General features: G+C 36.6%; 23 protein-coding genes. 20 read left to right on the forward strand and 3 right to left on the reverse strand.

Translation table 11 applies throughout. The features are described from left to right. The 8 genes from LQZ75_RS03925 (at position 1) to rfbD (ending at position 7,700) form a co-directional block, all read left to right on the forward strand. Entirely contained in the window at positions 1–888 is an 888-nt protein-coding gene (locus LQZ75_RS03925) for a glycosyltransferase (protein ID WP_230096550.1), read from the forward strand. Then, positions 885–2,429 carry a lipopolysaccharide biosynthesis protein gene (locus LQZ75_RS03930; protein ID WP_230096551.1) on the forward strand — a complete coding sequence of 515 codons (1,545 nt, stop codon included), beginning with the start codon at positions 885–887 and terminating at the stop codon, positions 2,427–2,429. The genes LQZ75_RS03925 and LQZ75_RS03930 overlap by 4 nt, the downstream gene beginning before the upstream one ends. Beyond that, positions 2,429–3,538 (forward strand): EpsG family protein, encoded by a 1,110-nt coding sequence (locus LQZ75_RS03935; RefSeq protein ID WP_230096552.1) that lies wholly within the window; start codon positions 2,429–2,431, stop codon positions 3,536–3,538. Before LQZ75_RS03930 ends, LQZ75_RS03935 begins: the two co-directional genes overlap by 1 nt. A 36-nt stretch (positions 3,539–3,574) precedes the next feature. Beyond that, the gene (gene tmk / locus LQZ75_RS03940; RefSeq protein WP_230096553.1) at positions 3,575–4,225 is read left to right on the forward strand and encodes a dTMP kinase; all 651 of its coding nucleotides are present in this window, start codon (positions 3,575–3,577) and stop codon (positions 4,223–4,225) included. A 76-nt stretch (positions 4,226–4,301) separates the two neighbouring features. Next, entirely contained in the window at positions 4,302–5,177 is an 876-nt protein-coding gene (gene rfbA / locus LQZ75_RS03945; protein ID WP_230096554.1) for a glucose-1-phosphate thymidylyltransferase RfbA, read from the forward strand. Between the two features lies 1 nt (position 5,178). Then, entirely contained in the window at positions 5,179–5,772 is a 594-nt protein-coding gene (locus LQZ75_RS03950; RefSeq protein WP_230096555.1) for a dTDP-4-dehydrorhamnose 3,5-epimerase family protein, read from the forward strand. Between the two features lie 18 nt (positions 5,773–5,790). Next, the gene (gene rfbB / locus LQZ75_RS03955) at positions 5,791–6,825 is read left to right on the forward strand and encodes a dTDP-glucose 4,6-dehydratase (protein ID WP_230096556.1); all 1,035 of its coding nucleotides are present in this window, start codon (positions 5,791–5,793) and stop codon (positions 6,823–6,825) included. A 38-nt stretch (positions 6,826–6,863) separates the two neighbouring features. After that, positions 6,864–7,700: a dTDP-4-dehydrorhamnose reductase gene (gene rfbD, locus LQZ75_RS03960; RefSeq protein WP_230096557.1), complete on the forward strand. Its 837-nt coding sequence runs from the start codon at positions 6,864–6,866 to the stop codon at positions 7,698–7,700. A gap of 166 nt (positions 7,701–7,866) precedes the next feature. Here the strand turns inward: rfbD and treR are convergent, their stop codons facing one another. Then, positions 7,867–8,589, reverse strand: coding sequence for a trehalose operon repressor (treR, locus tag LQZ75_RS03965; RefSeq protein WP_230096558.1), 723 nt, complete (start codon positions 8,587–8,589; stop codon positions 7,867–7,869). A 257-nt stretch (positions 8,590–8,846) separates the two neighbouring features. Here treR and LQZ75_RS03970 point away from each other — a divergent pair, with 257 nt between their 5' ends. From LQZ75_RS03970 to LQZ75_RS09755, 9 genes are all read left to right on the forward strand, one after another. Beyond that, positions 8,847–10,457 (forward strand): alpha-amylase family glycosyl hydrolase, encoded by a 1,611-nt coding sequence (locus tag LQZ75_RS03970; RefSeq protein WP_230096559.1) that lies wholly within the window; start codon positions 8,847–8,849, stop codon positions 10,455–10,457. A 119-nt stretch (positions 10,458–10,576) separates the two neighbouring features. Further along, positions 10,577–11,146, forward strand: coding sequence for a TetR/AcrR family transcriptional regulator (locus LQZ75_RS03975; RefSeq protein ID WP_230096560.1), 570 nt, complete (start codon positions 10,577–10,579; stop codon positions 11,144–11,146). 1 nt (position 11,147) lies between these two features. Next, entirely contained in the window at positions 11,148–12,203 is a 1,056-nt protein-coding gene (locus LQZ75_RS03980) for an ABC transporter permease (protein ID WP_230096561.1), read from the forward strand. Between the two features lie 3 nt (positions 12,204–12,206). Beyond that, complete coding sequence (locus LQZ75_RS03985; RefSeq protein ID WP_230096562.1) at positions 12,207–12,890, forward strand: ABC transporter ATP-binding protein; 684 nt, start codon at positions 12,207–12,209, stop codon at positions 12,888–12,890. Between the two features lie 251 nt (positions 12,891–13,141). Next, a complete protein-coding gene (locus LQZ75_RS03990; protein WP_230096563.1) occupies positions 13,142–14,428 on the forward strand; it encodes a hypothetical protein in 1,287 nt (428 codons plus the stop codon). 41 nt (positions 14,429–14,469) lie between these two features. Next, positions 14,470–14,871, forward strand: coding sequence for a WxL domain-containing protein (locus LQZ75_RS09805; protein WP_349304972.1), 402 nt, complete (start codon positions 14,470–14,472; stop codon positions 14,869–14,871). Positions 14,872–15,024: 153 nt separating this feature from the next. Beyond that, entirely contained in the window at positions 15,025–15,285 is a 261-nt protein-coding gene (locus LQZ75_RS09810) for a WxL domain-containing protein (RefSeq protein WP_354002016.1), read from the forward strand. A gap of 66 nt (positions 15,286–15,351) precedes the next feature. Then, complete coding sequence (locus LQZ75_RS04000) at positions 15,352–16,422, forward strand: WxLIP family cell surface protein (protein WP_230096564.1); 1,071 nt, start codon at positions 15,352–15,354, stop codon at positions 16,420–16,422. Positions 16,423–16,544: 122 nt separating this feature from the next. Beyond that, on the forward strand, positions 16,545–16,670 hold the full coding sequence (locus tag LQZ75_RS09755; RefSeq protein ID WP_284707349.1) for a hypothetical protein: 126 nt from the start codon (positions 16,545–16,547) through the stop codon (positions 16,668–16,670). A 145-nt stretch (positions 16,671–16,815) separates the two neighbouring features. On the opposite strand, the gene LQZ75_RS04005 is transcribed toward LQZ75_RS09755, so the two are convergent. Continuing rightward, the gene (locus tag LQZ75_RS04005) at positions 16,816–17,817 is read right to left on the reverse strand and encodes an FUSC family protein (RefSeq protein WP_230096565.1); all 1,002 of its coding nucleotides are present in this window, start codon (positions 17,815–17,817) and stop codon (positions 16,816–16,818) included. Between the two features lie 160 nt (positions 17,818–17,977). Continuing rightward, the gene (locus tag LQZ75_RS04010; RefSeq protein ID WP_230096566.1) at positions 17,978–19,330 is read right to left on the reverse strand and encodes a sugar porter family MFS transporter; all 1,353 of its coding nucleotides are present in this window, start codon (positions 19,328–19,330) and stop codon (positions 17,978–17,980) included. Positions 19,331–19,855: 525 nt separating this feature from the next. Between LQZ75_RS04010 and LQZ75_RS04015 the strand changes: the two genes are divergently transcribed. The 3 genes from LQZ75_RS04015 to LQZ75_RS04025 all read left to right on the forward strand — a co-directional run. Continuing rightward, a complete protein-coding gene (locus LQZ75_RS04015) occupies positions 19,856–20,164 on the forward strand; it encodes a helix-turn-helix domain-containing protein (protein WP_230096567.1) in 309 nt (102 codons plus the stop codon). Positions 20,165–20,247: 83 nt separating this feature from the next. Beyond that, positions 20,248–21,273 carry a DUF916 domain-containing protein gene (locus tag LQZ75_RS04020; protein ID WP_230096568.1) on the forward strand — a complete coding sequence of 342 codons (1,026 nt, stop codon included), beginning with the start codon at positions 20,248–20,250 and terminating at the stop codon, positions 21,271–21,273. Positions 21,274–21,469: 196 nt separating this feature from the next. Continuing rightward, the coding region (locus LQZ75_RS04025; RefSeq protein WP_230096569.1) for a hypothetical protein at positions 21,470–23,902 on the forward strand (2,433 nt) is incomplete at its 3' end.

Raw genomic sequence — 23,902 nt, forward strand, 5'->3', positions numbered from 1 at the left:
ATGACGGAATCCCAAAGTATTGGTGCAATTATTGTGACGTATAATCCTGAAATTGAGAGATTAACTCAAAATATTTTAGCGGTGCTAAATCAGTTTAATGATGTTTTGATTGTTGACAATTGTTCTCAAAATATTAATGAAATTAAAGCTATTGCGAAGAATAAAAATGTAGTCATTATTGCCCTTGATAACAACATGGGAATTGCTTATGCACAAAATGTTGGGGTAAAACATTATCAAGATAATGGTAACAAATGGGTTTTGATGTTAGATCAAGATACTATTATTCCTGAAAATACGTATCTCAAAATGACTAATTTACCACAATTCCAGAGCAAAACTACAGGAATACTTGGCATGCGTTATTTACCACGTGAAGGTGACTTGGATGTACATAAGGTGACTCGCATTATCGCATCAGGAAACCTAATTAATATTGGGGCATGGGATAAAGTTGGGGGCTTTGATAACGATTTATTCATTGACCAAGTTGATTTTGATTTTAATTATAAATTACAGTTGACGGGATATGATATTTGGCAAATTGATTCGCTTAAGATGAAGCATGATGTTGGGAAACAGCCGACCAATATAAAATATGCAAGATTTCTTAGTAATCTGTTTAATCTCAATAATATTACAGAGCACTCTGAAATGCGGCAGTATTACATTTATCGTAACTCTATAATTATTAGGAAACGATATCCTGAATTTTTTAATAATATAGGTGTTGTAAAATTCACACTAAAAATGATTATATTAAGTTTTGCTTATGAGCACCCGTTCAAAAAAATAACGGCAGCTTTGAAAGGTATTTCTGAAGCAATTCGGTATAATCCGGTAAAAGATGATAAATTTCAATTCTTTAAAAAAAGTGTGACTAAATGATTAAGAGCAAGAAAGAATGGATTAATTCAACTACACGAAGTGACGCAGCTAAAATAAATGTAATAGTCGCTACATTTAGCCAACCAATAATGTTACTACTAAGTTTCATCACGAGGGCTATTTTTATAAATACTTTGGGTAACACCTATAATGGTCTTAATGGATTATATACTAATTTACTTAGTGTTTTGTCATTTGCGGAGTTAGGTATTGGTAGTGCTATTACGGCGGCAATGTATATACCTGTATCAAATAAACAATATGATCTTATTAATGAGTTATTACATTTTTTTGAAAGAATATATCGACTTATAGGGCTGGTTGTTTTAGTACTGGGGTTTGTATTGAGTTTCTTTTTAGGATATTTCATTAAAGGTAAATTACCAGACTTCGCACAATTTGGATTCATATTATTTGTGTTTAATTCGGCACTCTCTTATTGGATGGTGACGAGTCAAACGTTATTAGCATCTGACCAAAAAAATTTTGTTAACGTTGGATTGAAATTTATATTTGCAACGTTGTTCCAAGGACTGCAAATTTTTGTCTTGATACAGTGGCATAATTTCATACTATATTTAATAGTCCAAATAATTAACACTTTTACTCTAAATCTAGTTATAACACTTTTGGTGAGAAAACATTATCCTTTTACAAGGAATAAGACCTCGTATGTGATACCTAAAAACATAGGGGATACGCTAAAAAAAAATGTATTTGGTATGATGTCTGCAAAATTTGGTGGGATTATCTTATCTGGATCAGACAATATCATTTTGTCTACGTTTATTGGCTTGGCTCTTGTAGGACAGTATAGTAATTATATGATTATTATTGCAGGTATTATTTCATTAATGAATGCGATTCAATCAGGTTTAACTGCGTCAATAGGAAATCTACGTGCTAGTAATTCTATAAAGAGACAGACGGATATTTTCTTTCAGTTGTTTGCTGGAAGTAGTCTACTTACGGTGTCTCTAGTCTTAGGGATGTCATTATTTTTTGATAGTTTAATTCAAATTTGGCTTGGCCCTAGTTATATTTTTGACTCCACTACCACGATACTGTTGATCATAACCTTTTATACTAATCAAATTCGGCAAATATCAATATCGTATATTACGGCTTATGGTCTATTTTGGCCATTAAGATATAAATCTTTGATTGAGGCAGGGGTGAATTTATTATTATCGTTAATTTTAGTCGTAAAATATAAATTTGGGGTTAACGGAGTCTTAATTGGTACCATTGTAGCTAATGTTGGTATTAATTTTATTTGGGAAGGCTATATTGTACAACGCTTGGCTTTGAAAAATAATTTAAAAATTTACCTTTTAACATTGATAAAGGTGACGGTAATCACCTGCTTAGCAGTATTTATAGGTACTATGGTTAAACAAGATATTGAGATTAATCAAACATGGATAAAGTTACTAGTATTGATTGGTATCTATGTAACAATGCTATTTGTCATAGTATTGCTATTTTTGTGTGTTATACCCCAAAGTAGACAGTTATTAAAGAGGGCTTTACGAAAATAATGTTATATATTATCAGTATCATTTTAAATTTTATTGTAGGGGCCTTGAAACCTAAAAGGAATCAGTTAATCGGATTATGCGGATTTGGAGTATTAGCGTTTTTAGCTGCTAATGTAGATCCTTACACCACAACAGATTACGCAAATTATCAAGCTGGTTATGTTTCTGCTCCATTAGGTATTCCTTCTGTCTTTGAATATGGGTACACTCAATTGGGGATACAGGCATACCGTTTAGGACTGGGGTATTCCGAATTCCGAGCAATATTCACTTATGTTGCTTTTTTAATTTTAGTAATCGCCATTATGAGATTTACTTCGAATATATCGATTGTATCTGCTCTATTTGGAATTATGTTATTTTTTAATTTAACAACTCAAATTAGAAATCTCATGATGATTGCACTTGTATTATTAGGGCTTAGTTTTTTAAAAAGTAAGACACCTATAGGTATTCTCATATTCATTGTATTAGACATTGCCGGAGCTCAAATACATACATCTGGGTACTTTTTTTTGTTTATAGTACCGTTTATCTTAGTCCCCCAACGCTTGTGGAACCGCTTGTTAATTATTATTGCTGTTATAACAGGCATCATTGTGGGTATTGTATTAGTCGGCGGTAATAACCTATTTGTTAGTTTGATAACTACCTCATTAAGTTTTGTGGATAAGGGAAGTCTGATGCACCGGCTTACAACTAGTTATAGTAGAGGGACAAGAATTTCAACTCAGTTACTGATTATTATAACGAGTACTGGCACATCATGGATTGCGAAAACTATTACCAGTCAATATCAGGTAATGGTAGGTGATGTTAAAACGGGACAAAAGTTAAGTGTATTAGCAGTTGCATCATGGATGTCATTATTGTCTATCCCGTTAATATTATTAGCACCAGATTATTCTCGTATTCCCCGTGAGTCAATGATTTTTTTAATATTAATTGTGGCTATTTATTTTGAAAAAGCAAGTCAATTTACCTCACATGCAAAGCAAATTATATTTTGGTTTATGTTATTAGTCCCTATTTTTATTTATACCCATCTAATAATTTGGGGACCCCAATTTATTGAGTCTATTCCCTATTTAGCACACTTGTCATTCTGATAAATAATTTAGTAAATAAACAGGAGAAATAATATTATGAAAGAAAGTGGCATATTAATATCATTTGAAGGGCCAGATGGTGCTGGCAAAACTTCCGTTTTAAGAAGGATAATGCAACGTTTAACTCCTATACTTGGTGATCGGTTACTGTTTACTCGTGAACCAGGTGGTACTAACAATAAGACAGCGGAATCTATTCGTGAGTTGGTGCTTAATTCAAGTTCTGATGACATGGATGATCGTACAGAAGTCTTGTTATTTGCTGCAGCACGACGACAACACGTTGTGCAAACTATTCTACCAGCTTTAGAAGATGGGAAGATAGTTATAACGGATCGTTATGTTGATAGTTCTGTTGCCTATCAAGGGGGTGGTAGAGAAATTGGTATGGATACGGTGATAGATATTAATAAGTTTGCTATCGAAGGTACTTTACCAGACTACACAATTTATTTTAATGTTAGGCCCGAAATAGGTATTCAGAGAATTAAAAATACTCGAATGAACGAAGTGAATCGTTTAGACGAGGAAACACTTGCCTTCCATCAGCGTGTAAGTGAATCTTATCTAATCATTGCTAATGATAATCCAGAGAGATTTAAGATTATCAACGCTGATAACGATATTGATGATGTTGTTGAAGAAACTTGGCAAGTTATTCAAACAATTTTACAGACAAAATTATAGTCTATTAGTCTTTGAATAGATAATAGATTCGAGATACAGAATAACATAATTTAATTTGAACGATTGAGGAGAAGAAATGAAAGGAATTATTCTAGCCGGAGGTTCAGGAACAAGACTTTACCCGATCACTAAAGCAACAAGTAAACAATTGGTACCAATCTATGACAAGCCTATGATTTATTATCCATTATCAGTATTGATGTTGGCAGGTATCAAAGATATTTTGTTAATTTCAACACCAGAATATGTTGGACAGTTTGAAGAATTATTCGGTAATGGTAATCAGCTTGGTATAAATATTGAATATTCTATTCAAGAAGAGCCACGTGGTTTGGCTGATGCATTCATTATAGGTGCTGATTTTATAGGTACTGATTCAGTGGCTTTAGTATTGGGAGATAATATTTTTTATGGTGCTACTCTTTCTGAAAAATTACAATCATCCGCTTTGAAAACATCTGGAGCAACGGTCTTTGGATATCAAGTTAAGGATCCTGAACGGTTTGGGGTGGTTGAATTTGATGGAAATGGTAAGGCTCTATCGATCGTCGAGAAGCCAGCCGAACCCAAGTCTAATTACGCTGTGACGGGACTTTACTTTTACGATAATGACGTTGTTAAAATAGCAGCTAAAGTGCAGCCATCAGCACGTGGGGAAATTGAAATTTCTGATATTAACCAAGCGTATTTGGATCGTGGAGATTTGGATGTTCAAGTTATGGGACGTGGTTATGCTTGGTTGGATACTGGAACACATGATTCTTTACTAGAGGCATCATCTTTCATTGCAACCATTCAGAAGCAACAAAATTTGAAGGTGGCCTCACTGGAAGAAATCGCGTATCGGATGAGATACATCGATATTAACCAACTGGAAAAACTTGCCCAACCATTGAAGAAAAATGATTACGGACAATATTTGATGCGAATTGTTGCAGAAGGGAGAAAGTAAGATGACTGATACATTTTTTGAAAAAGAATTAGCGTCACGCCCAATTGAGTCTATTCCTGGATTGATTGAGTTTGATATTCCGGTTCATGGTGACAATCGTGGGTGGTTTAAGGAAAATTTCCAAAAAGAAAAGATGATACCATTAGGTTTTCCAGAATCATTCTTCAAAGCTGATAAATTACAAAATAATGTCTCTTTGTCACGAAAAGGTGTTCTGCGTGGTCTCCATGCTGAACCATGGGACAAGTATATTTCTGTCGCTGACAACGGCCGCGTCCTTGGGACTTGGGTTGATTTACGCGAGGGTAATTCTTTTGGTCATGTTTACCAGACGATTATTGATGCTAGCAAGGGGATCTATGTACCACGTGGAGTTGCTAATGGGTTCCAAGTTTTGAGTGATACTGTTTCATATTCTTATCTTGTTAACGATTATTGGGCATTAGAATTAAAAACTAAATATGCTTTTGTAAATTATGCTGACCCAACCCTTGGAATTACATGGGATGACGTTGATAATGCTGAAGTTAGTGAAGCAGATAAGCAACATCCCCTCTTAAAGGATGTTCAACCACTTAAACCAGAGCAATTGTAAATAGGAGGATAATTAATAATGGAATATAAAAATATTTTAGTAACCGGTGGAGCTGGATTTATTGGGGCCAACTTTGTCCGTTATATTATTGACGAACATCCCGATGTTTTCGTCACGGTTCTTGACAAACTAACATATGCTGGTAACAAGGAAAATTTAGCTGGTTTACCAACCAATCGCATGGAGTTAGTCGTTGGTGACATTACAGATGCTCCATTAGTGGATAAGTTAGTAGCGAAGACAGATGCTGTTATTCACTATGCCGCAGAAAGTCATAATGATAATTCACTTAAAGATCCATCACCATTCTTACAAACGAATATTATTGGAACGTATACATTGATTGAAGCAGCGCGTAAGTATAACAAGCGCTTCCATCATGTTTCAACAGATGAAGTCTATGGTGATTTACCATTACGAGAGGATTTGCCGGGTCATGGTGAAGGTATTGGTGAGAAGTTTACTTCTGAATCACAGTACAAGCCTTCAAGCCCTTATTCATCAACCAAAGCTGGTTCTGATTTGTTAGTTCGTGCGTGGGTTCGTTCATTTGGATTACAAGCAACCATCTCAAACACTTCAAATAACTATGGACCATATCAACACATTGAGAAGTTCATTCCTCGGCAAGTAACTAATATTATTTCAGGAAGCAAGCCTAAGTTATACGGTTCTGGTAAGAATGTCCGTGACTGGATTCATACTTATGATCACGCCACAGCTGTTTGGGCTATTTTGACCAAGGGTAAAATAGGCCAAACCTACCTAGTGGGTGCTGATGGAGAAAAAGATAATCTTAGCGTTCTACATGACATCTTAAAGGACATGGGCAAAGATGAAAATGATTTTTACTTTGTTCAAGATCGTGCGGGTCATGATTTACGTTATGCCATTGATGCCACTAAGATTCGTGAAGAGCTTGGTTGGGAACCAAAATACACTGACTTTGCAACTGGTCTGGCAGATACAATCAAGTGGTATAAAGAGCATCAAGCATGGTGGCAAGATGAAAAGGCTGCAGTTGAAGCAAAATATGCACAGAATAATCAATAATAAAAAAAACGCATAAGCTGACTTTTTTCGGAGGAACCATGAAATACTTAATTACAGGAGCACATGGCCAACTAGGTCAAGAATTGCAACAACTTCTACAAAAACGTGAGTTATCATTTGTTTCATTTGATTCTAACCAGTTAGATATTACTAATCGCACAGCGGTAATGGATGCTTTTGCGACAGAGAAACCAGATGTTGTTTTGCATGCAGCTGCGTATACCAAGGTCGACTTGGCAGAAGACGAGGGACGCGCTATCAATTGGCAAGTCAACGTCGATGGAACTAAGAATGTTGCGGATGCGGCCAAGTTACATGGGGCTAAACTAGTCGCAGTGTCAACGGACTATGTCTTTGATGGTCTTAATAATGGTGAGTATCGTGAGATTGATGCGGTTAATCCTCAAAATGCATACGGTCGAGCCAAATTAGCTGGTGAATTAGCAGTTATCGAAAGTGGAGTAGATGCCTATATCGTGCGTACCAGTTGGGTATTTGGCGAGTTCGGTAATAATTTTGTGTACACGATGCAGAAATTAGCTGCTAACCATTCAAAACTTACGGTGGTTAATGATCAAGTTGGTCGGCCAACTTGGACACGTACATTAGCAGAGTTCATGCTTTATCTTATAGAAATTAAAGCTGATTTGGGAATTTATAATTTATCAAATGATGAGACAGCAACATGGTTTGAATTTGCTAGTGAGATTCTAAAGGATACACCTGTAGAGATTGTACCAGTATCAAGCGCAGATTTTCCACAAAAAGCCTATCGACCTAAGCATTCAGTGATGAGTTTGGATAAGTCAAAGGCATTAGGTTTTGATATACCTAGTTGGCGTGATGCATTACAAGAATTTTTATCTGAAATTTAAGTGTTTATCATTAAAATGATGGACTCATATCCGTAAATTTACTTAAAATACACAAATAAAAAGACTAGTTTCCTATTAACTGACACCCATGACTTAAGTCATGGCCATCAGTACCAAAAAGTATAGAACCAAAAAAACGACTGAAAATATATTTTCAGTCGTTTTTTTAATAACTTTGACGTCGAGCAAACTCTTCGAACTTAAATTGATCTGGGCGGTGTTTACTTAATGTATGTTGAAAGAGAGTTGTATCTGCTAAATATGAGCTACTTTCAACTTGAATAACCCGGTTTTCTTCGGCAGGGAGGTCAGTCATTAATTCACGGTCTTGCGAAGACAACAATGGACAAGTAATTTGCTTTTCAGAATAGCCAATTTGAAGCTGTAATTGACCTTCAATGTATGCGTATAATGATTGACTGGCAATTGTTGCCGTCAATCCGGGGATTAAGTCAACCGCAAGGTAATCAATATCAATAATATTGGGAATACCGTTGATATCACGAACCCGAACAATATGATAAATCTTCGAATTCAAGGCAAAACCAGTTAATTTGTGGAGATGTTCATCAACCGTGACTATTTCAAAGGTTTTAACGTGGGTCTGTGTATCAAGTTGTTGAATAGTTTTAACTTCTTGATAACTAGTTAGACCATTTAGTGGAAATGTTCGTAACTTATGTTGTAAGACTTGTGAACCACGGCCCCGCTGTTTTTGGATATAACCTTCCGCTTCTAGTGCTAAGAGTGCCTTACGGATAGTATCACGTGAGCAATTATGGGTTGTAGCTAATGTGCTTTCACTTGGCAAAAAGCTCTCAGCGGGGTATTTTTCGTCTAAAATGGCATCTTTTAATTCCTGATAAATTTGTTTATATAAGCCGGCCATCAATTACCTCCAGTACACATGTTTTTCATATATATAAGTATAACCTATGTTACAAAAAATCCGTTTAACGAATTGTAGATTCATGAGGATTATCAATAACCATCGGTAAAATTACGTTAGCTATGGTATTATTAATAATGTAAATCTTATCATATAACATGAACCGTAATTAAGCTTAACGATGAGCAATGTATTTAAAATAATTAGTTAGAAATCACTGTTTGCGATAATTGCAAAATAGTCAAAGGAATTGAGCTATGGAAAAAGCAGTTGAAAAAGTAACCTATGAAATTTATATAAAATCGTTTTATGATAGTAACGACGATGGTATTGGTGATTTAGCTGGGATAACAACCAAGCTAAATTATTTAGCACGCCTCGGTGTTGATGCCATCATGATTGATGGTTTATTAGTTGACCCACACCAAACTGTGAATGCCAGTCGGTCGTTTTGTGACATTAATCCAGTTTACGGGACGCTAGCGGATTTTGATGAATTAGTGGCCCGCGCACAACAATTAAATATTGCTGTTGGGATTAAATTCTCAATTAATCATACAGCGCTTGATCATCCGTGGTTCCAAGCAGCTAGTGCGGGTGATAATAAATATCAGAATTACTACTTAGTTTGTCCACAAGAGCACATCACCGCAAATAGCAATCGTAATTGGTTGCCTTTGGGGACAACTGGCTACGATTACCTACATATTAATAAACTTGGTCAAGCCGACTTAGATTGGCGTAATCCAGACGTAGTGGCCGAATTTAAAGCGATTTTTGAATTTTGGCTTGAACATCAAGTAAGTATCTTCCAATTACAAGACGTTGAATTAATTGGTAAAGACCTACAGTTAGGCTCACCGGCCAAATTAGTCGATCGGACCGCCTTGCGACAACAGCTCGTCGTGGAATACTTAGATATATTGGATAATGCCGTTTTTCAACGCTTCCCGCAAGTGCTAGTTATTATTGAACAACTTACGCATGCGAGTGCTCGGACAAGCTTTAAGAAAATTTGGGCTAAGCCTAATTTTGTGACCTATACCGATACGCATTTGTTAATTGATTATCAAAAAGACGACCGCTGGACGCTAGTGCCATACGATTTTGAAGACTTACGTCATGTGATTCACAGTGGCGGGGTTGCCCATCAGACTGTGTTACGCCAATCCGTGTTATTTTGGGATAATTCAGAGCAATCGCGGGCCTTGAATCGCTTTATTCTCCAACCAGAATATTACAAAGACGGTGCTAAACTACTAGGGATGATTCTCTTAGCTGGTCAAGGAGTACCGATGTTATATATGGGAGAAGAAATCGGGATGGAAGATCCGGCTTACACCCATATTGAACAATATCAAGATGCTGATACTCAGGCGGCATACAGCCACTTGATAGCGAAAGGTTATACGCCTGAGCGGGCCTTTGCAGTTGTCCGTAATCGTAGTAGTGACAATAACCGCGTGCCTATGCAATGGGATGCTAGTGAATATGGTGGGTTCTCAAATGTTGCCCCTTGGATGACTCCGGGTGAGTATGACAAAATTAATGTCAGTTATGAGATTGAAAAAGACGATAGCGTCTTTGCGTTTTATCACAATATGATTGCACTTCGCAAAAAATCGCTAAGTTTACAACATGGTGAATATCAGCCCGCATATGAACAAACGCCCGAGTTATTTGCGTTTATTCGCCATTATGGTAATGAAAATTTGTTAGTTTTAGCGCACTTTGGTAGTGAGACGGCGACAATTGAATTACCTGCGGATCGTGATGATTGTGAAGTTCTTTTGAGTAATTACTTCACTACGGAACTCACGCAAAAATATCGCTTACGTCCGTATGAAGCCTTAATTATTAAATATTAACTTAAAAAATCCGATAAAGAATTGTAACTTTGTTGGATTTTTTATTTGCATTATTTTTTATCACGTGATAAAGTTTTATCAACCAATCAAGTTTATCACGCGATAAAGAAAGGAGCACTATGGCTACTAAAGATGTCCGTCAAGCAATATTGACTACTGCAACGAGCTATTTTATGCGTACGGGTTATACTAGTACATCCACACGGCAAATTGCCGATCAACTTGGTATTAAGCAACCTGTTATTTACTACTATTTTAAGAACAAAATTAATTTATATCGAGAAGTTTTGACTAGTTATTCACAAGCAATTGGTCAAGAATTAGCTGAGATTTCGCAAACATCAGGTACGGTTGAAGAACGTTTAATTGCGATGAGTTTGTATCTAGTTAATGAATCTCACATTAACTTGGGGCAGATGATGCATGATACGATGGCTGTTTTTGGTAATGAAGCTGATCATGCTGAGATGTTTCGGATGTGGCATCAAAGTTATTTTGCACCATTTGAACGAGTCTTTGCCGAAGTGAAAAATGTCCGCACTGATATTACATTAAGCAATATTTCACGACATTTTTTACGAATCTTAACGGCGTACTTAGGTGATAGTCATATGCCGACTTCAGACCAAGAAATTATCGAAACGGTACAAATATTTATGCGTGGAATAAGCGCTTTGGAGGAAAAATAGGATGTTTTTAGCAATTAAGGAAATTAAGCATGAAAAGCTCCGGTATGCGTTAATCACGGGGATGATTATGCTGGTGAGTTATTTAGTATTCATCTTGTCGGGGTTATCATCGGGCTTGCAAACCCTAAATAGTGCGGCGATTGATACATGGGGAGCTAATGCAATTGTCTTGAATAAAGATTCACAGTTGATCTTACCGCAATCAGTCGTTGCACCAACAGATGTTAAGCGTGCTACCGCAGCTGGCGGCGCTAAGTTAGTTCAATTTGGTGGTTTAGTCAAAGATAGTTCTGGCCATAAGGAATCAGTTCAAACGGTCGGGATTGACCCAAATGAATTTATCTACAAAGACTTAAAAATTGAAACGGGTAAGACGATTACCGCTGATAATCAAGTCGTGGTCTCAGATAACTTAAAAGTTGATGGCTTCAAGCTAGGAGATACCATTAAGTTTGCTAATACGGATGTTTCTGCTAAGATTGTAGGTTTCACCAAAAATGCGAACTTAAATATTGCCCCAGTCGTTTATACGACAATCACAACAGCCCAAAAAATTACAGAACGTCCAGGGGTAGTTAACGGGGTGGTCTTTAAGGATGCCAAGCCTGATGTGAGTGGATTACGAACAAGCCAGGTGTATGGTATTGATGAATTTGTTAATGCCTTACCCGGAAACAGCGCGCAAACCATGACTTTTAACTTTATGATTGGTTTCTTGATGGTAATTATCTTAATTGTGATTACAATCTTCTTGTACATCTTAACAATTCAAAAATTACCAAACTTTGGGGTTCTTAAAGCCCAAGGGGTCGCTACAAAATACTTAGTTAAAAATACTTTATTCCAATCATTCTTAATTGCAGTGATTGGGGTTGGAATTGCCGTTATCTTAACAACAATTACCGCGGTCATCTTGCCTGCTCAAGTCCCAATTTTCATCTCAGCAAGCTATGTGGCGGTAACGGCAGTGTTAATTATTGTTATGTCACTTCTAGGATCACTTATTCCAATTCGTGAAATTGTAAAAGTTGACCCATACACCATGATTGGAGGCTAATTAATGGCTAACTTAGAATTAAAAGATGTTTCAAAAGTATATGGATCAGGTGTTAGTCAATTAACCGCCCTTGATCACGTTAACTTTTCAGCACATGAAGGTGAGACAGTCTTAATTGTGGGTCCGTCTGGTTCCGGGAAAACGACTTTTCTAACGATTGCTGGGGGGTTACAGACACCTTCAACGGGGGAAGTCTTAATTAATGGGAATGGTTATTCATCAACTAATAAGCATGCCCAAAGTGATTTACGCTTGCATAAAATAGGCTTTGTGTTGCAAGCATACAACTTAGTCCCATTCTTAACAGTGGCCGAACAATTTGAACTAGTTGATAAAGTTAAGCAAAATAATATGTCTGCGGAACGGTTTGAAGATGTGTTAGATACATTGGGAATCAAGGATTTACTTGCGAAATACCCTAAGGAATTGTCTGGTGGTCAACGTCAACGGGTTGCTATCGCACGAGCATTGTATGCTGATCCAGAATATATCCTTGCTGACGAACCAACCGCAGCCTTAGATACGAATCGCTCACTTGAAGTTATGAGTTTGTTTAATCAATTAGCACATAAGTACCAAAAAGCGGTGATTGTGGTAACTCATGACCAACGATTGGAAGCAAAAGCCGACAAAGTTTATCAAATTATTGATGGTAAAATGAGTTTGTTAAGCAACAATATTGAATAGAATAATTAAAAGCACATCAACTATGTTGATGTGCTTTTTTTGTATAAACAAGTCCGGTTATTATTAAACTATTAATTAATTTGTGATATAAGGTATAAAATAGCCTATTTATTTAATTAAATATAATTTATTTTTTAAATAAAATCAAAAACTTATTGATTTTAGATAAATTTTAAAATAAAATATAAATCGTTGAATTATTTTATACATTTATTTATGCATAAGGAGGTGTTTAATTGAGGATGATAAATATGAGAAAGATTGGGCTAATATGCATTATTTTTGTAATAGTAGAATTATTAGTAACGCCTGTTATTGCCGAATCTTTTGAGGCCCCGAAATATTATCCGGGTGGTGGAGTAGAAATAACGGTTACGAAAATTTCGCTGGATGATATTACACAAAACGTTGATCTTTCGGCGCAACATTTATCAAATGAGCTAAAAATAGATGATGTAAAAGATATTCAGTGGCACATTACACAGATGCACAATACAAGACAGTTTGGTACTATTAATTATCTGTCCCCCGTTTCTTTAAGTGATTCCTGGAAAATGGAAATTAATAGTGGCCAGCTTAAAGGTCAAAGTTTAAATCCGGCGATTTTTTACCAAAATAAAGATGGTAAATATGTTCTGTTAGAACAAGCAACTCTACAGCCAGACAACAAAACTGTAAATTTCAGTAGACTATCTAAGGAAAAAAGTTTAGAAATTTTAAATAATTTTTCTTCAGATACCTCAGATACCAGTAATCCAAAAATTAACACATATAAACTGTTTATTGGCTATATTCTGAAAGAAAATAATAAAGAATCAGTGTATATTCAAAGTTCTATGCAAATTGGCCAATATAAATTAGCTCCATTTGAACCGACTTTTGATGGCCAAAATAACCTAATAGGCAAGGCATTTCAAAAGGGTGATAAGATTACGATTAAGGTGGGCGATAAAGAAGTTAGTTCGACAGATTCGGCTAAAGAAGACGGTAGCTGGAGGATTGATAATTTGCCAGTTAATTCCCCTTATACGATTACAGAGAGTAATGATTGGGGAGATGTATCGATACCGATATCAATGCCGAAAACTACCAATAATCAGAATAAGGCGCAGCAGAACCAAGCTTTTAGAATTACCAAGATTGATCCTATCGATTTTGGAACGGTTGACTTAACCAGTTATCCCACAATTGCAAGAGACATTCACATATGGGGATTAGAAGTTTCCAGACAGGGCCCGTATAGTAGTTGGGCAATATCAGCCCAAGTTGGCGAGCAGAGCCCTGGGATGAATATGTTTTATATTGACCATCAGTATAAATGGCGGTGCTTAAATACGTCACAAAAAATATTTAGTAATAGTGATGATCAAAGTACGACACACGTCAAGGAATTAGGGAATAACAAATTCCGTATAGAAATTTCTTCCGGAATTATTAGAGAAAAAACGCCCGGTTTTGGGGTACACATAGATACTGGCACAATTGGCCTCGGTCCAAAAAAAGCAACAATAAATCTAACATTAGCAAGTACACCATAGTAAAGTAATAATTTAATCGCAAATATTGAGGAGAATATAACATGAAAAAATCAATTATCGCAACTTCATTGGTAGCCTTATTGGCACCATTAGCAATCCAAACTGCTGTTTTGGCAGATGATAATACAACAAATGCTTCTGTAAAAATTAACGCCGGAACATTACCAAATAACCCAGTTGATCCAACAAACAATAAAGACTGGGGTAATGGGAGTAGCGAAAATCCTAACGATCCAACTCGTAGTTTTAGATTAATGCAAGTACCTAGTCACTTTAAGTTTAAGGATACTGATGTAAAAAGTAGTAATCAAGAAACGAGTGTCGAAAAGTTTGAAGACATTGATGTTAAACGTACAGACAAGAAGCCAATTTATGATGGGCAAGTTCAAGTTGGTGATTTACGTGGAACGGGTGCTGGATGGACCTTAAGTGCGACATTATAATCATTAACATCAGAAGAACATAATGAACTTAATAATCAAAATTTACCTGATAAAGCCACGCCGGCCAAAATAACATTTAGTGATCTTAACAATACAGATAATAGTAGCAAACGTGGATTATATAATACCGTTGGCAATGGAGATGGACAGAAAATTGGTCCAGAGTGGCTAGTAAAAAATAGTGATAAATATAGTATTGATTTAGTGGCTAATGGTGATTCTAAAAACATCCTTACACCAGGTACGAAGCAAGGTATGGGAATTACTACTTTACGTTTTGATGACAGTAACGTTCAGTTAACTATCCCAGCAGCACAACAATTAGTAGGAACGTACAGTGGATCTATCACTTGGACGCTGACTCCTGGAACTATTCCAAATACTCTCACCAAAACAAATAAACCTGTAAAATAATTAACAAAAATGGAATTAATCCACATAGGGATTAGTTCCGTTTTTCATTAAAAAAATGAGGTAATAATGAAAACCTATCTTAAATCTATTTTAGCGACGCTGTTTGTTGGAGTCACATTAATTAGTACACCATTTTTAGGGGCCAAAGCGGCTAACGTTAATAATTTCTATGTCGAACCACAAATTCCCGCTAATCAATTAGAAAGTGCTAAAAATCAACAGCATTTTGAACTAAATATTAGTAAAGGCCTTGGTCAAACAATCAAAGTTAAAGTCGTTAACGGTGAGGACCACCCGATTAAAGTCCAACAACGAATCAACAATGCCACAACGTCTGATAACGGGGAAATTGTGTATGATGTCCGGAAGTCAGACTTTAAAAACGATGCCACATTGCAGTATCCATTATCAACCTTAGTTAAGTTAACTTCTCCAGAGGTTTTAGAGATTGCGCCACATAGTTCCGTTGAAGCAACCGCTGAACTTGCTGGGAATGTGAATGCTGATTTTGCCGGTGTTATTTTAGGTGGTTGGAATTTCTTAAAATTAGCCGATGAGACCCAACCTGATAAAAAGCAACTTAACAAAGTTTCAATTACAAGCTTGTATGCTTATAATGTACAGATTATGTTAGCTAAGGATCGGTATGTACAACCAATTCTTAAATTACCCAAGATTAAAGTTGGGGCACATAACTATACGCACGCTGTTTTAGCTAATCTGCAAAATGCTTCAGCAACGATTATGGGCGGCTTAGATATTGATGCCCAAGTCTCAAAGGCTAATAGTAAGAAAGTTATTATTGAGCAAAAACAAGCCGGGGTAAGTATTGCCCCTAATACCAACTTTAATTATGCGATTCCGTATAAGAATTTGAATCCAGGGAAATACCATTTACACTTGCATGCGCAAAGTGGTCAATTCAAGTGGGATTTTGACCAAGACTTTGTCGTTACGGCAAGTGATGTTAGGCATGCTGATAAAGCTGCATTATATGACGCAAAACCCGGCCTTGCTTGGTGGATTATTGCGTTAATTATTGCCTTAATTATCATTATTTTAGCCTTAATTATTTTCATTATCTTGCTCTTACGTAGAAAAAAAGACGATGAAACTGACGAAACCGAAGCTGTATAAAGTAACAAGATAGCCTACCTTATTAAAGGAAGGCTATTTTTTTCGTCGTTATACCGATGATAACTTTTTGACATTAAGCCTTTAAAAGCGTAACAATAATTGATTATTTAGAGGGGGATGTTATGCATAAAATAGTTATTCTAGGAGCTAATGGGAATATTGCCCGCTTCGTTAGTGCCGCCTTAGCTGATCTAGGGGAATTTGAAGTTATCAAAACTAGTCGGCATGCGCAAAGCCTGCTTTTGTGAACATAAAAATCCTCCAGATATTCGAAGTTATATAGTTTAGCATATCAATTTAAATTTATAGCTTTGATAATTTTATTGTTATTTTATTTTAGGATAATAAAAAAGCGGCCTTACTAAGTCAAGTTTAGTAACACCGCTCGTATTATTAGTTGATTTCGTAGTCTTTAAAATCAAATGTTTTTTGTTTCTTCATTAGATGATCGAAGTAAATAATTCCCAGTAAACCAATTGTCGTCCCAACAACGATGGCTAATAGCCGAAATTCAATCAATGAATTACTAATATGTGGGAGAGCTAATTTAAATAGAATCAACGCAATCGGAGTGGTAAAGAAATTCCCAATCATGTAGTTACGGTTAATTGTTAAGCAAATAACCCCTAGTAAAAGAATGGCAATAATTGCCAGAATAATCGGGTTTCCGACTACTTCATAGACCACCCAAGCGAACAAACAACCAACAATGGCAGCAATCACGTAGTCAAATTGTCGTTTCCGGGCATGGACAAAATTTTCACCTTGGAGAACTGAAATGGCCCCAACTAAGAACCAATAGTAATTAGGCAAGTGCAAACTATAACCGATAAAGTAGGCAATAAAGGCAAAAATGGCATAAACTAAACTTTTAACGGCAATTTGTAAGTTATCAGATTCAAAAGTTAAATTAAGCTGCATACTTAATGGTTGTCCCATTAATTTGGGTTCAATAATACTAAATAGAAATGAAAGCAGTGTCCCAATAATCGCATATATGGCTAACATAAGAGTGAAATGTAATGGAAAACGGTTCAAACTAGCAATCATCCCGTTAATCATCATTAAGAAAAAGGCCCCGGGTCCAATGAATTTACCACTCGTGAGCGTGTATTGAATTAGATAAGCTAATAGGCCAATCCAGAGGACACTGATCCAAGGAACACTTGAGCTAAGGGCACTGATTGGGAAACTAACAATTGAAATTCCAGTTACCAATACCATTTGTGTGAAGGTCCGTTCACGATTGACGGGTACATAATACATAAAGATGAGCGACCCAAAGGCTCCCATGACACCTAACCAATAATTGTGAATGGTCATCCCAATAATTAAAGGAATGGCAATATTAAGCATGCCAAATCCGGCGTGAGCTAAACTTGCTTTTGAAAACATAAATCTCCTCCGAAAAAATCAAATTTTAACATCCTAACATATTTTGACGGGTTGATGCAAGCCTATCAAAACGATAATGGCTATTTGCTATAAAAATACCAGTTTCTTAAGTAAAACGCAAAAAAACCAATGCCGTTCAGCACTGGTTTTTTCAGATATATTAGTTATTGTGACGCATTTCAAGTTCGATTTCTTCCAATGATTTACCACGTGTTTCAGGAACAAGGTACTTAACGAAGAAGATTGAGATGAAGGCGAAGATACCAAAGACTCCAAATGGGCCCCCCACGTTGTTGTGGAATACGGCAAGCAATACCAAGAAGAATTGAGAAACGATGAAGTTACCAATCCAGTTAGCAGCAGAACCAATTGATGAACCAACTCCACGAACTGAAAGTGGGAAGATTTCACCGATAAGTAACCAAGCAATTGGACCCCATGAAATGGCGAAACCAAAGATATAAGTAGCAATAAGAAGCATTGTAGGAATAGCAGCAGTTTTAACATCAACTGTGTAGTTAAGGATTGCTAAAACAGCAAGTGAAATTGTCATAACGATTGAACCAAAAGTAAGTAAAGCTTTACGGTTGTATGAATCCATAATCATTGTTGCAAGAATTGTAACGACGAAGTTAACAATCCCGATACCAATTGAGATCCAGATGGCATTTGAAGCATCAAAGCCAAATCCTTTAATAAATACTTGTGGTAAGAAGTAAATAACTGAGTTAATACCAACTAATTGTTGTAAGAACATGATACCAACGGCAACGATAACGGCAGGACGAGCAAAAGTGAAAAGTTCTTTTAAGCCACCTTTTGGTTGGTTTAACACTTCACGCATTTCAGCTAATTCAGCATTAACATCTTCACCATGTTTAGCACGAAGGTGTGTAAGAACTGCTTTAGCTTCAGCTTCTTTACCGTGAGCCATTAAGAAACGTGGTGATTCAGGTAATAATAAACCACCGATGAACAAGGCAAGGGCTGGAATCAAGGCTGATCCAAGCATCCAACGCCAGTCAGTAATACCAAGCAAGTTACGACCAAGGAAACCAAGGTTAGAAACATAAGCAAGTAAAATTCCTAAAGTAATCATTAATTGGAATAAAGTTCCAAGTGAACCACGGAATTTAGCAGGTGCAAGTTCAGCAAGGTAAGCAGGTGTCAAAGCTGAAGCAGCTCCCACAGCCAAACCAAGGATAATCCGAGCAAAGACCATCATTGCAAAACCGTTTGCAGCAGCAGTCAAAATTGAACCAGCTACGAAGAACAAAGCAGCGGTGATAAGAAGTTTTTTACGACCAAACTTATCAGCCAAACCACCAATTGATAATGCCCCAGCAGTAGAACCAATCAACACTGATGAAGTGATGAAACCAGTTTCAGCAACTGATAAGTGGAAGGTGTTTTCAATAAGTGGTGAAGCACCAGAAATAATACCTGTATCAAAACCGAATAATAGACCACCAAGGGCCCCAAAAATAAAAATAAACATAACGTTAATCTTCATAATAATATAGTCTCACAATCTATAATCTAAAATATTTATCTGTATTTCGAAATTGTTTTTGTAAACGCTTTCTTTCAACGCTATTTATCATAGCAAGGTTAAATTAATTGTGCAATAGCCTTATTTAGTGTATATGAAAGCCTTTTCAGAAAAAATGCCCAAGTCAGTAGTTATTGGCATATACAATTTTAAATAAAAAATTTTGTAAAATTGGAAAATCTTTTAATTCACTGCAAAAATAATGATAGTTTCATACGAAATTTGTATTGTAGTTTATTGTAAAATATCATTTTGCTTATTTTGACCACAATCTGTGGCTGAGGCAAATAATAGCTGGAACTAAGTTAATAATTTAACTAAAGTTATTACGTTCACAATATTTATTTACGAATAATCTAAATAATAGGTGGAAAATGTTGATTTTGAAAATCAATGAGTTATACTTATTGTGAAATACAGAACAAACATTTAAAGTAAAGAAATTAAAAAATGTATTAGTTACTTATAATTTAAAGAGGTGGGGCCATGTTAGCCAATATTGATGTTAATTTAAAAAATCTGCGCATTTCAAAGCACTTATCACAGCGGCAGTTAGCCGAAATGCTAGCAATCAATCCGTCGGCAATTTCGGCTTGGGAATCAGGTCGGAATTTACCTAAGTATGATCACATTGAAAAATTAGCAGCAATTTATGAAATCGATGTAAACCGGTTATTTGGGGATGATGTGATTCAAATTGGTGATATTTGTTCTCTATATAAGGAGTTAAGTGTGATTAACAAGGAAAAATTGTTTATTTTTGCCCAAAAATTATTAGCTAGTGAAGCAGAATAGTTGAATATAATTAAATAACACTAACAAAAATTAATGAATAATTATATAATATATTTATTAAAATTAATGTTAGTGAGTGCAATATGTTAAAACCAAAATTAATTATTTTTAGTATTATATGTGGTCTTTTTTGGCCACTGACGATTCATGCTGCCAATGATCAGGCGCCTAGTTATGCTATAAATCCACAATTTACGGCGACACAAGTTAGTGGTCAAACGGGTTATTTTGACATCAAGGTTGTCCCAGGTAAGCCTCAGACAATCTCGACAATTATTAGTAATTCCGGTAATCGGCCAATCTATGTCCGCCATAAATTCAATAGCGCTTATACTACCGACAGCGGTCTGGGCTATGTACCTACTAACAAGCCGATTAAACCAGATCCTAGTATGCGCTATCCGTTGACCAAAGTAGCGACCGTTGATGGTGATGATGTGGTGTTTATTCCTGCGCACCAATCCAAAACTGTCACGGCCCAAATTGATGCTGCCAAAATTGCTAAGGATTTTCACGGGATTATTTTAGGCGGATGGTATTTTGAAAATATTGATAAAAAGCCTAATGCTGCGGCCAATAGTAATAAAGACAATAGCGTTGGTGTCAACTTTACATACTCGTATTTAACGGGCGTTGTTTTAGAAGTTGGTGAACCAGTTAAACCCAAATTAGCACTTGGTGAGTTGATTTACGATGGTAAGGCAAAACAACCAGCGTTGAGTGTGAAGCTGATTAATTCAGAAGCGGCCATCTTACGGCATGCTAAGGTGACAGTGAGTGTGACAAAAAATCAGCAACCAGTTACTAAACATACGTATACGGATATCACATTGGCGCCAAATTCAAATGTTGAGTATCCGTTAAATGGGTTAAAAACGTTAACTCCTGGAAAATACATTGTCACCATAGTTGGTGAAAATGGACATCAAAAAGTAACGAGCCACCAAATGGTTACATTGACACAACAAGCTGAATCTAAGCCTTTACATGCAACAATCAAGCCATTAACTGAAACTAAGCCTAATTATCTTGAGTGGGGAATTGCAATCGGAATTTTATTAGGAACGATTGGTATCGGTAGTTACATCTTTTGGTATCGAAAAAAATGAAAAAGTACCGTGTATTTGAAAAAATCACGGTACTTTTTTAATTTATACTAAATTGTTAATCAAATATTAGTGATTTAAGCAAATTTGTAAAGGGATTGAAATAATTATTGAGCCCAAATTTTAGTAAAATTAAAGAATACTATCTATATTTTAAAATAAAATAAGAAAACTAACAGTATAAAGGGTGGAAGAAGATATGAAGAAAGGAACAATTTTAGTCGGCATGGCAGTCTTGCTAACGACTACTATCGGGACATCAATAGATAGTCTGTCAGTGAAAGCCGCTCGAACTGGGGTTGACTGGTCATTAAATAATGGCCCTGGGGGTGCTTATCTTGGTTATGGATCTGTTAATGATGCATTTATGGTCTCACAAGTTGGTGGGGTAACAGGCTGGAATAGTAACGGGACGCCCCGGATATATGAGCAATCATCTTATCGCCCACAAGTTACAAGTGCCTTATCACAAGGCAAAGCGGCGCATACATATATTTGGTTTCAAGTTGGTGGTGATACACGGTTAGGTAATCTAGCAATGCAGCACTTTTTGTCAGAAATAGCGACACCAAAGGGATCGATTGTAGCGATTGATTATGAAGCTGGAGCTAGTGCGAACGTATCAGCAAATACGGCGGCAGTTATTTCAGCAATGGAGATGGTTAAAGCGGCAGGTTATACCCCAGTGTTGTATAGTGGTGTCGATTATTTTAAGAATCATTTGGATGTCAATACCATTGTTCAACAATTTGGTTTTACCCTCTGGGATGCTGATTATCCATTAAAAGGTGCGGTTCATGAACCTCCAATGTGGTATCTTACAGGTGAAAACTCACCATATCCAGGTTACCAATTACCATACATACCAGGTTTGGCGATTTGGCAATTTACTGCAACATATGGTGGTCACAGTCTTGACGGAAATACGGATTTAACAGGGATTACGAATAACGGTTATACACAAAATGCCATTGCTAATTATAACAGCGCAAAGTTAAATGGTTCAGCGCTTGCAACGGGTTACATTAATATTCGCCAATATACGAATACGTATGCAAAGATTGTTGGTAATTTACGGACCAACCAAAGTGTCAATATTACGGCGCAGATTACTAATGGTCAACCAGTTGATGGTAATTCAACTTGGTATCAAATTGATAATAATGGTTGGGTAGCTGGTGCATTATTGACTAACGTTAATGTGAATGTAGCTAATTCTATAATTATTCCACAAGCCGTGAAAGTTACTTTAATGAATGCGATTAACGATGCTAGTGAATACACAGCATCATACTATACTAAAGAATCATTCAATAATTTACAAACAGCATTGCAGAATGGTCGTAACATTCAAGGTACAACTAATGCGACTGAGCAACAATATCAACAAGCAACACAACAGTTACAAAATGCGATGAATAATATTGTCCGCTTGCCAATTAACATTGATCCTAGTGTCCGGGGTGGGTTAGCGAATGCGATTAGCAATGCCAGTCAGTATACTGGATCATATTATACCAAGGAATCATTCAATAATTTACAAACAGCGTTGCAAAACGCCCGTAATACGCAAGGCTACTGGCCATCTACACAAACCCAATACCAACAAGCAACGCAACAGTTACAAAATGCGATGAACAATATTGTCCGCTTACCAATTAACATTGATCCTAGTGTTCGAAGTGGCTTAGCGAATGCGATTAGTGATGCTAGTGAATACACTGAACGCTACTATACAGCGGCATCATTTGCTAATTTACAAACAGCATTGCAAAACGCCCGTAACACACGAGGCTACTGGCCATCCACACAAGCACAATATCAACAAGCAACGCAACAGTTACAAAACGCGATGAATAATATCGTTCGTTTGCCAAATAATATTGCCCCTAGTGTTCGGAGTGGCTTAGCGAATGCGATTAGCGATGCTAGTGAATACACTGAACGCTATTATACAGCGGGGGCATTTGCCAATTTACAAGCAGCATTACGCCAAGCCCGTAATACGCAAGGCTACTGGCCATCTACACAAGCCCAATACCAACAAGCAACGCAACAGTTACAAAATGCGATGAACAATATCGTCCGCTTGCCAATTAACATTGACCCTAGTGTTCGAAGTGGCTTAGCGAATGCGATTAGTGATGCTAGTGAATACACTGAACGCTACTATACAGCGGCATCATTTGCTAATTTACAAACGGCATTGCAAAACGCCCGTAACACACGAGGCTACTGGCCATCTACACAAGCACAATACCAACAAGCGACGCAACAGTTACAAAATGCGATGAATAATATCGTCCGCTTGCCAAATAACGTTGACCCTAGTGTTCGGAGTGGCTTAGTGAATGCGATTAGCGATGCTAGTGAATACACTGAACGCTATTATACAGCGGGGTCATTTGCTAATTTACAAGCAGCATTACGCCAAGCCCGTAATACGCAAGGCTACTGGCCATCCACACAAGCACAATATCAACAAGCAACGCAACAGTTACAAAACGCGATGAATAATATCGTTCGTTTGCCAAATAATATTGCCCCTAGTGTTCGGAATGGCTTAGCGAATGCGATTAGCGATGCTAGTGAATACACTGAACGCTATTATACAGCGGGGTCATTTGCCAAT

The organism is Periweissella fabaria (assembly GCF_918814575.1).
GTDB lineage: Bacteria > Bacillota > Bacilli > Lactobacillales > Lactobacillaceae > Periweissella > Periweissella fabaria.

Excerpts from the sequence above, each read along its gene's own strand:
- LQZ75_RS03925 (WP_230096550.1), top strand. The coding sequence starts at position 1 with ATGACGGAATCCCAAAGTATTGGTGCAATTATTGTGACGTATAATCCT.
- LQZ75_RS03930 (WP_230096551.1), top strand. The coding sequence starts at position 885 with ATGATTAAGAGCAAGAAAGAATGGATTAATTCAACTACACGAAGTGAC.
- LQZ75_RS03935 (WP_230096552.1), top strand. The coding sequence starts at position 2,429 with ATGTTATATATTATCAGTATCATTTTAAATTTTATTGTAGGGGCCTTG.
- tmk (WP_230096553.1), top strand. The coding sequence starts at position 3,575 with ATGAAAGAAAGTGGCATATTAATATCATTTGAAGGGCCAGATGGTGCT.
- rfbA (WP_230096554.1), top strand. The coding sequence starts at position 4,302 with ATGAAAGGAATTATTCTAGCCGGAGGTTCAGGAACAAGACTTTACCCG.
- LQZ75_RS03950 (WP_230096555.1), top strand. The coding sequence starts at position 5,179 with ATGACTGATACATTTTTTGAAAAAGAATTAGCGTCACGCCCAATTGAG.
- rfbB (WP_230096556.1), top strand. The coding sequence starts at position 5,791 with ATGGAATATAAAAATATTTTAGTAACCGGTGGAGCTGGATTTATTGGG.
- rfbD (WP_230096557.1), top strand. The coding sequence starts at position 6,864 with ATGAAATACTTAATTACAGGAGCACATGGCCAACTAGGTCAAGAATTG.
- treR (WP_230096558.1), bottom strand. The coding sequence starts at position 8,589 with ATGGCCGGCTTATATAAACAAATTTATCAGGAATTAAAAGATGCCATT.
- LQZ75_RS03970 (WP_230096559.1), top strand. The coding sequence starts at position 8,847 with ATGGAAAAAGCAGTTGAAAAAGTAACCTATGAAATTTATATAAAATCG.
- LQZ75_RS03975 (WP_230096560.1), top strand. The coding sequence starts at position 10,577 with ATGGCTACTAAAGATGTCCGTCAAGCAATATTGACTACTGCAACGAGC.
- LQZ75_RS03980 (WP_230096561.1), top strand. The coding sequence starts at position 11,148 with ATGTTTTTAGCAATTAAGGAAATTAAGCATGAAAAGCTCCGGTATGCG.
- LQZ75_RS03985 (WP_230096562.1), top strand. The coding sequence starts at position 12,207 with ATGGCTAACTTAGAATTAAAAGATGTTTCAAAAGTATATGGATCAGGT.
- LQZ75_RS03990 (WP_230096563.1), top strand. The coding sequence starts at position 13,142 with ATGAGAAAGATTGGGCTAATATGCATTATTTTTGTAATAGTAGAATTA.
- LQZ75_RS09805 (WP_349304972.1), top strand. The coding sequence starts at position 14,470 with ATGAAAAAATCAATTATCGCAACTTCATTGGTAGCCTTATTGGCACCA.
- LQZ75_RS04000 (WP_230096564.1), top strand. The coding sequence starts at position 15,352 with ATGAAAACCTATCTTAAATCTATTTTAGCGACGCTGTTTGTTGGAGTC.
- LQZ75_RS09755 (WP_284707349.1), top strand. The coding sequence starts at position 16,545 with ATGCATAAAATAGTTATTCTAGGAGCTAATGGGAATATTGCCCGCTTC.
- LQZ75_RS04005 (WP_230096565.1), bottom strand. The coding sequence starts at position 17,817 with ATGTTTTCAAAAGCAAGTTTAGCTCACGCCGGATTTGGCATGCTTAAT.
- LQZ75_RS04010 (WP_230096566.1), bottom strand. The coding sequence starts at position 19,330 with ATGAAGATTAACGTTATGTTTATTTTTATTTTTGGGGCCCTTGGTGGT.
- LQZ75_RS04015 (WP_230096567.1), top strand. The coding sequence starts at position 19,856 with ATGTTAGCCAATATTGATGTTAATTTAAAAAATCTGCGCATTTCAAAG.
- LQZ75_RS04020 (WP_230096568.1), top strand. The coding sequence starts at position 20,248 with ATGTTAAAACCAAAATTAATTATTTTTAGTATTATATGTGGTCTTTTT.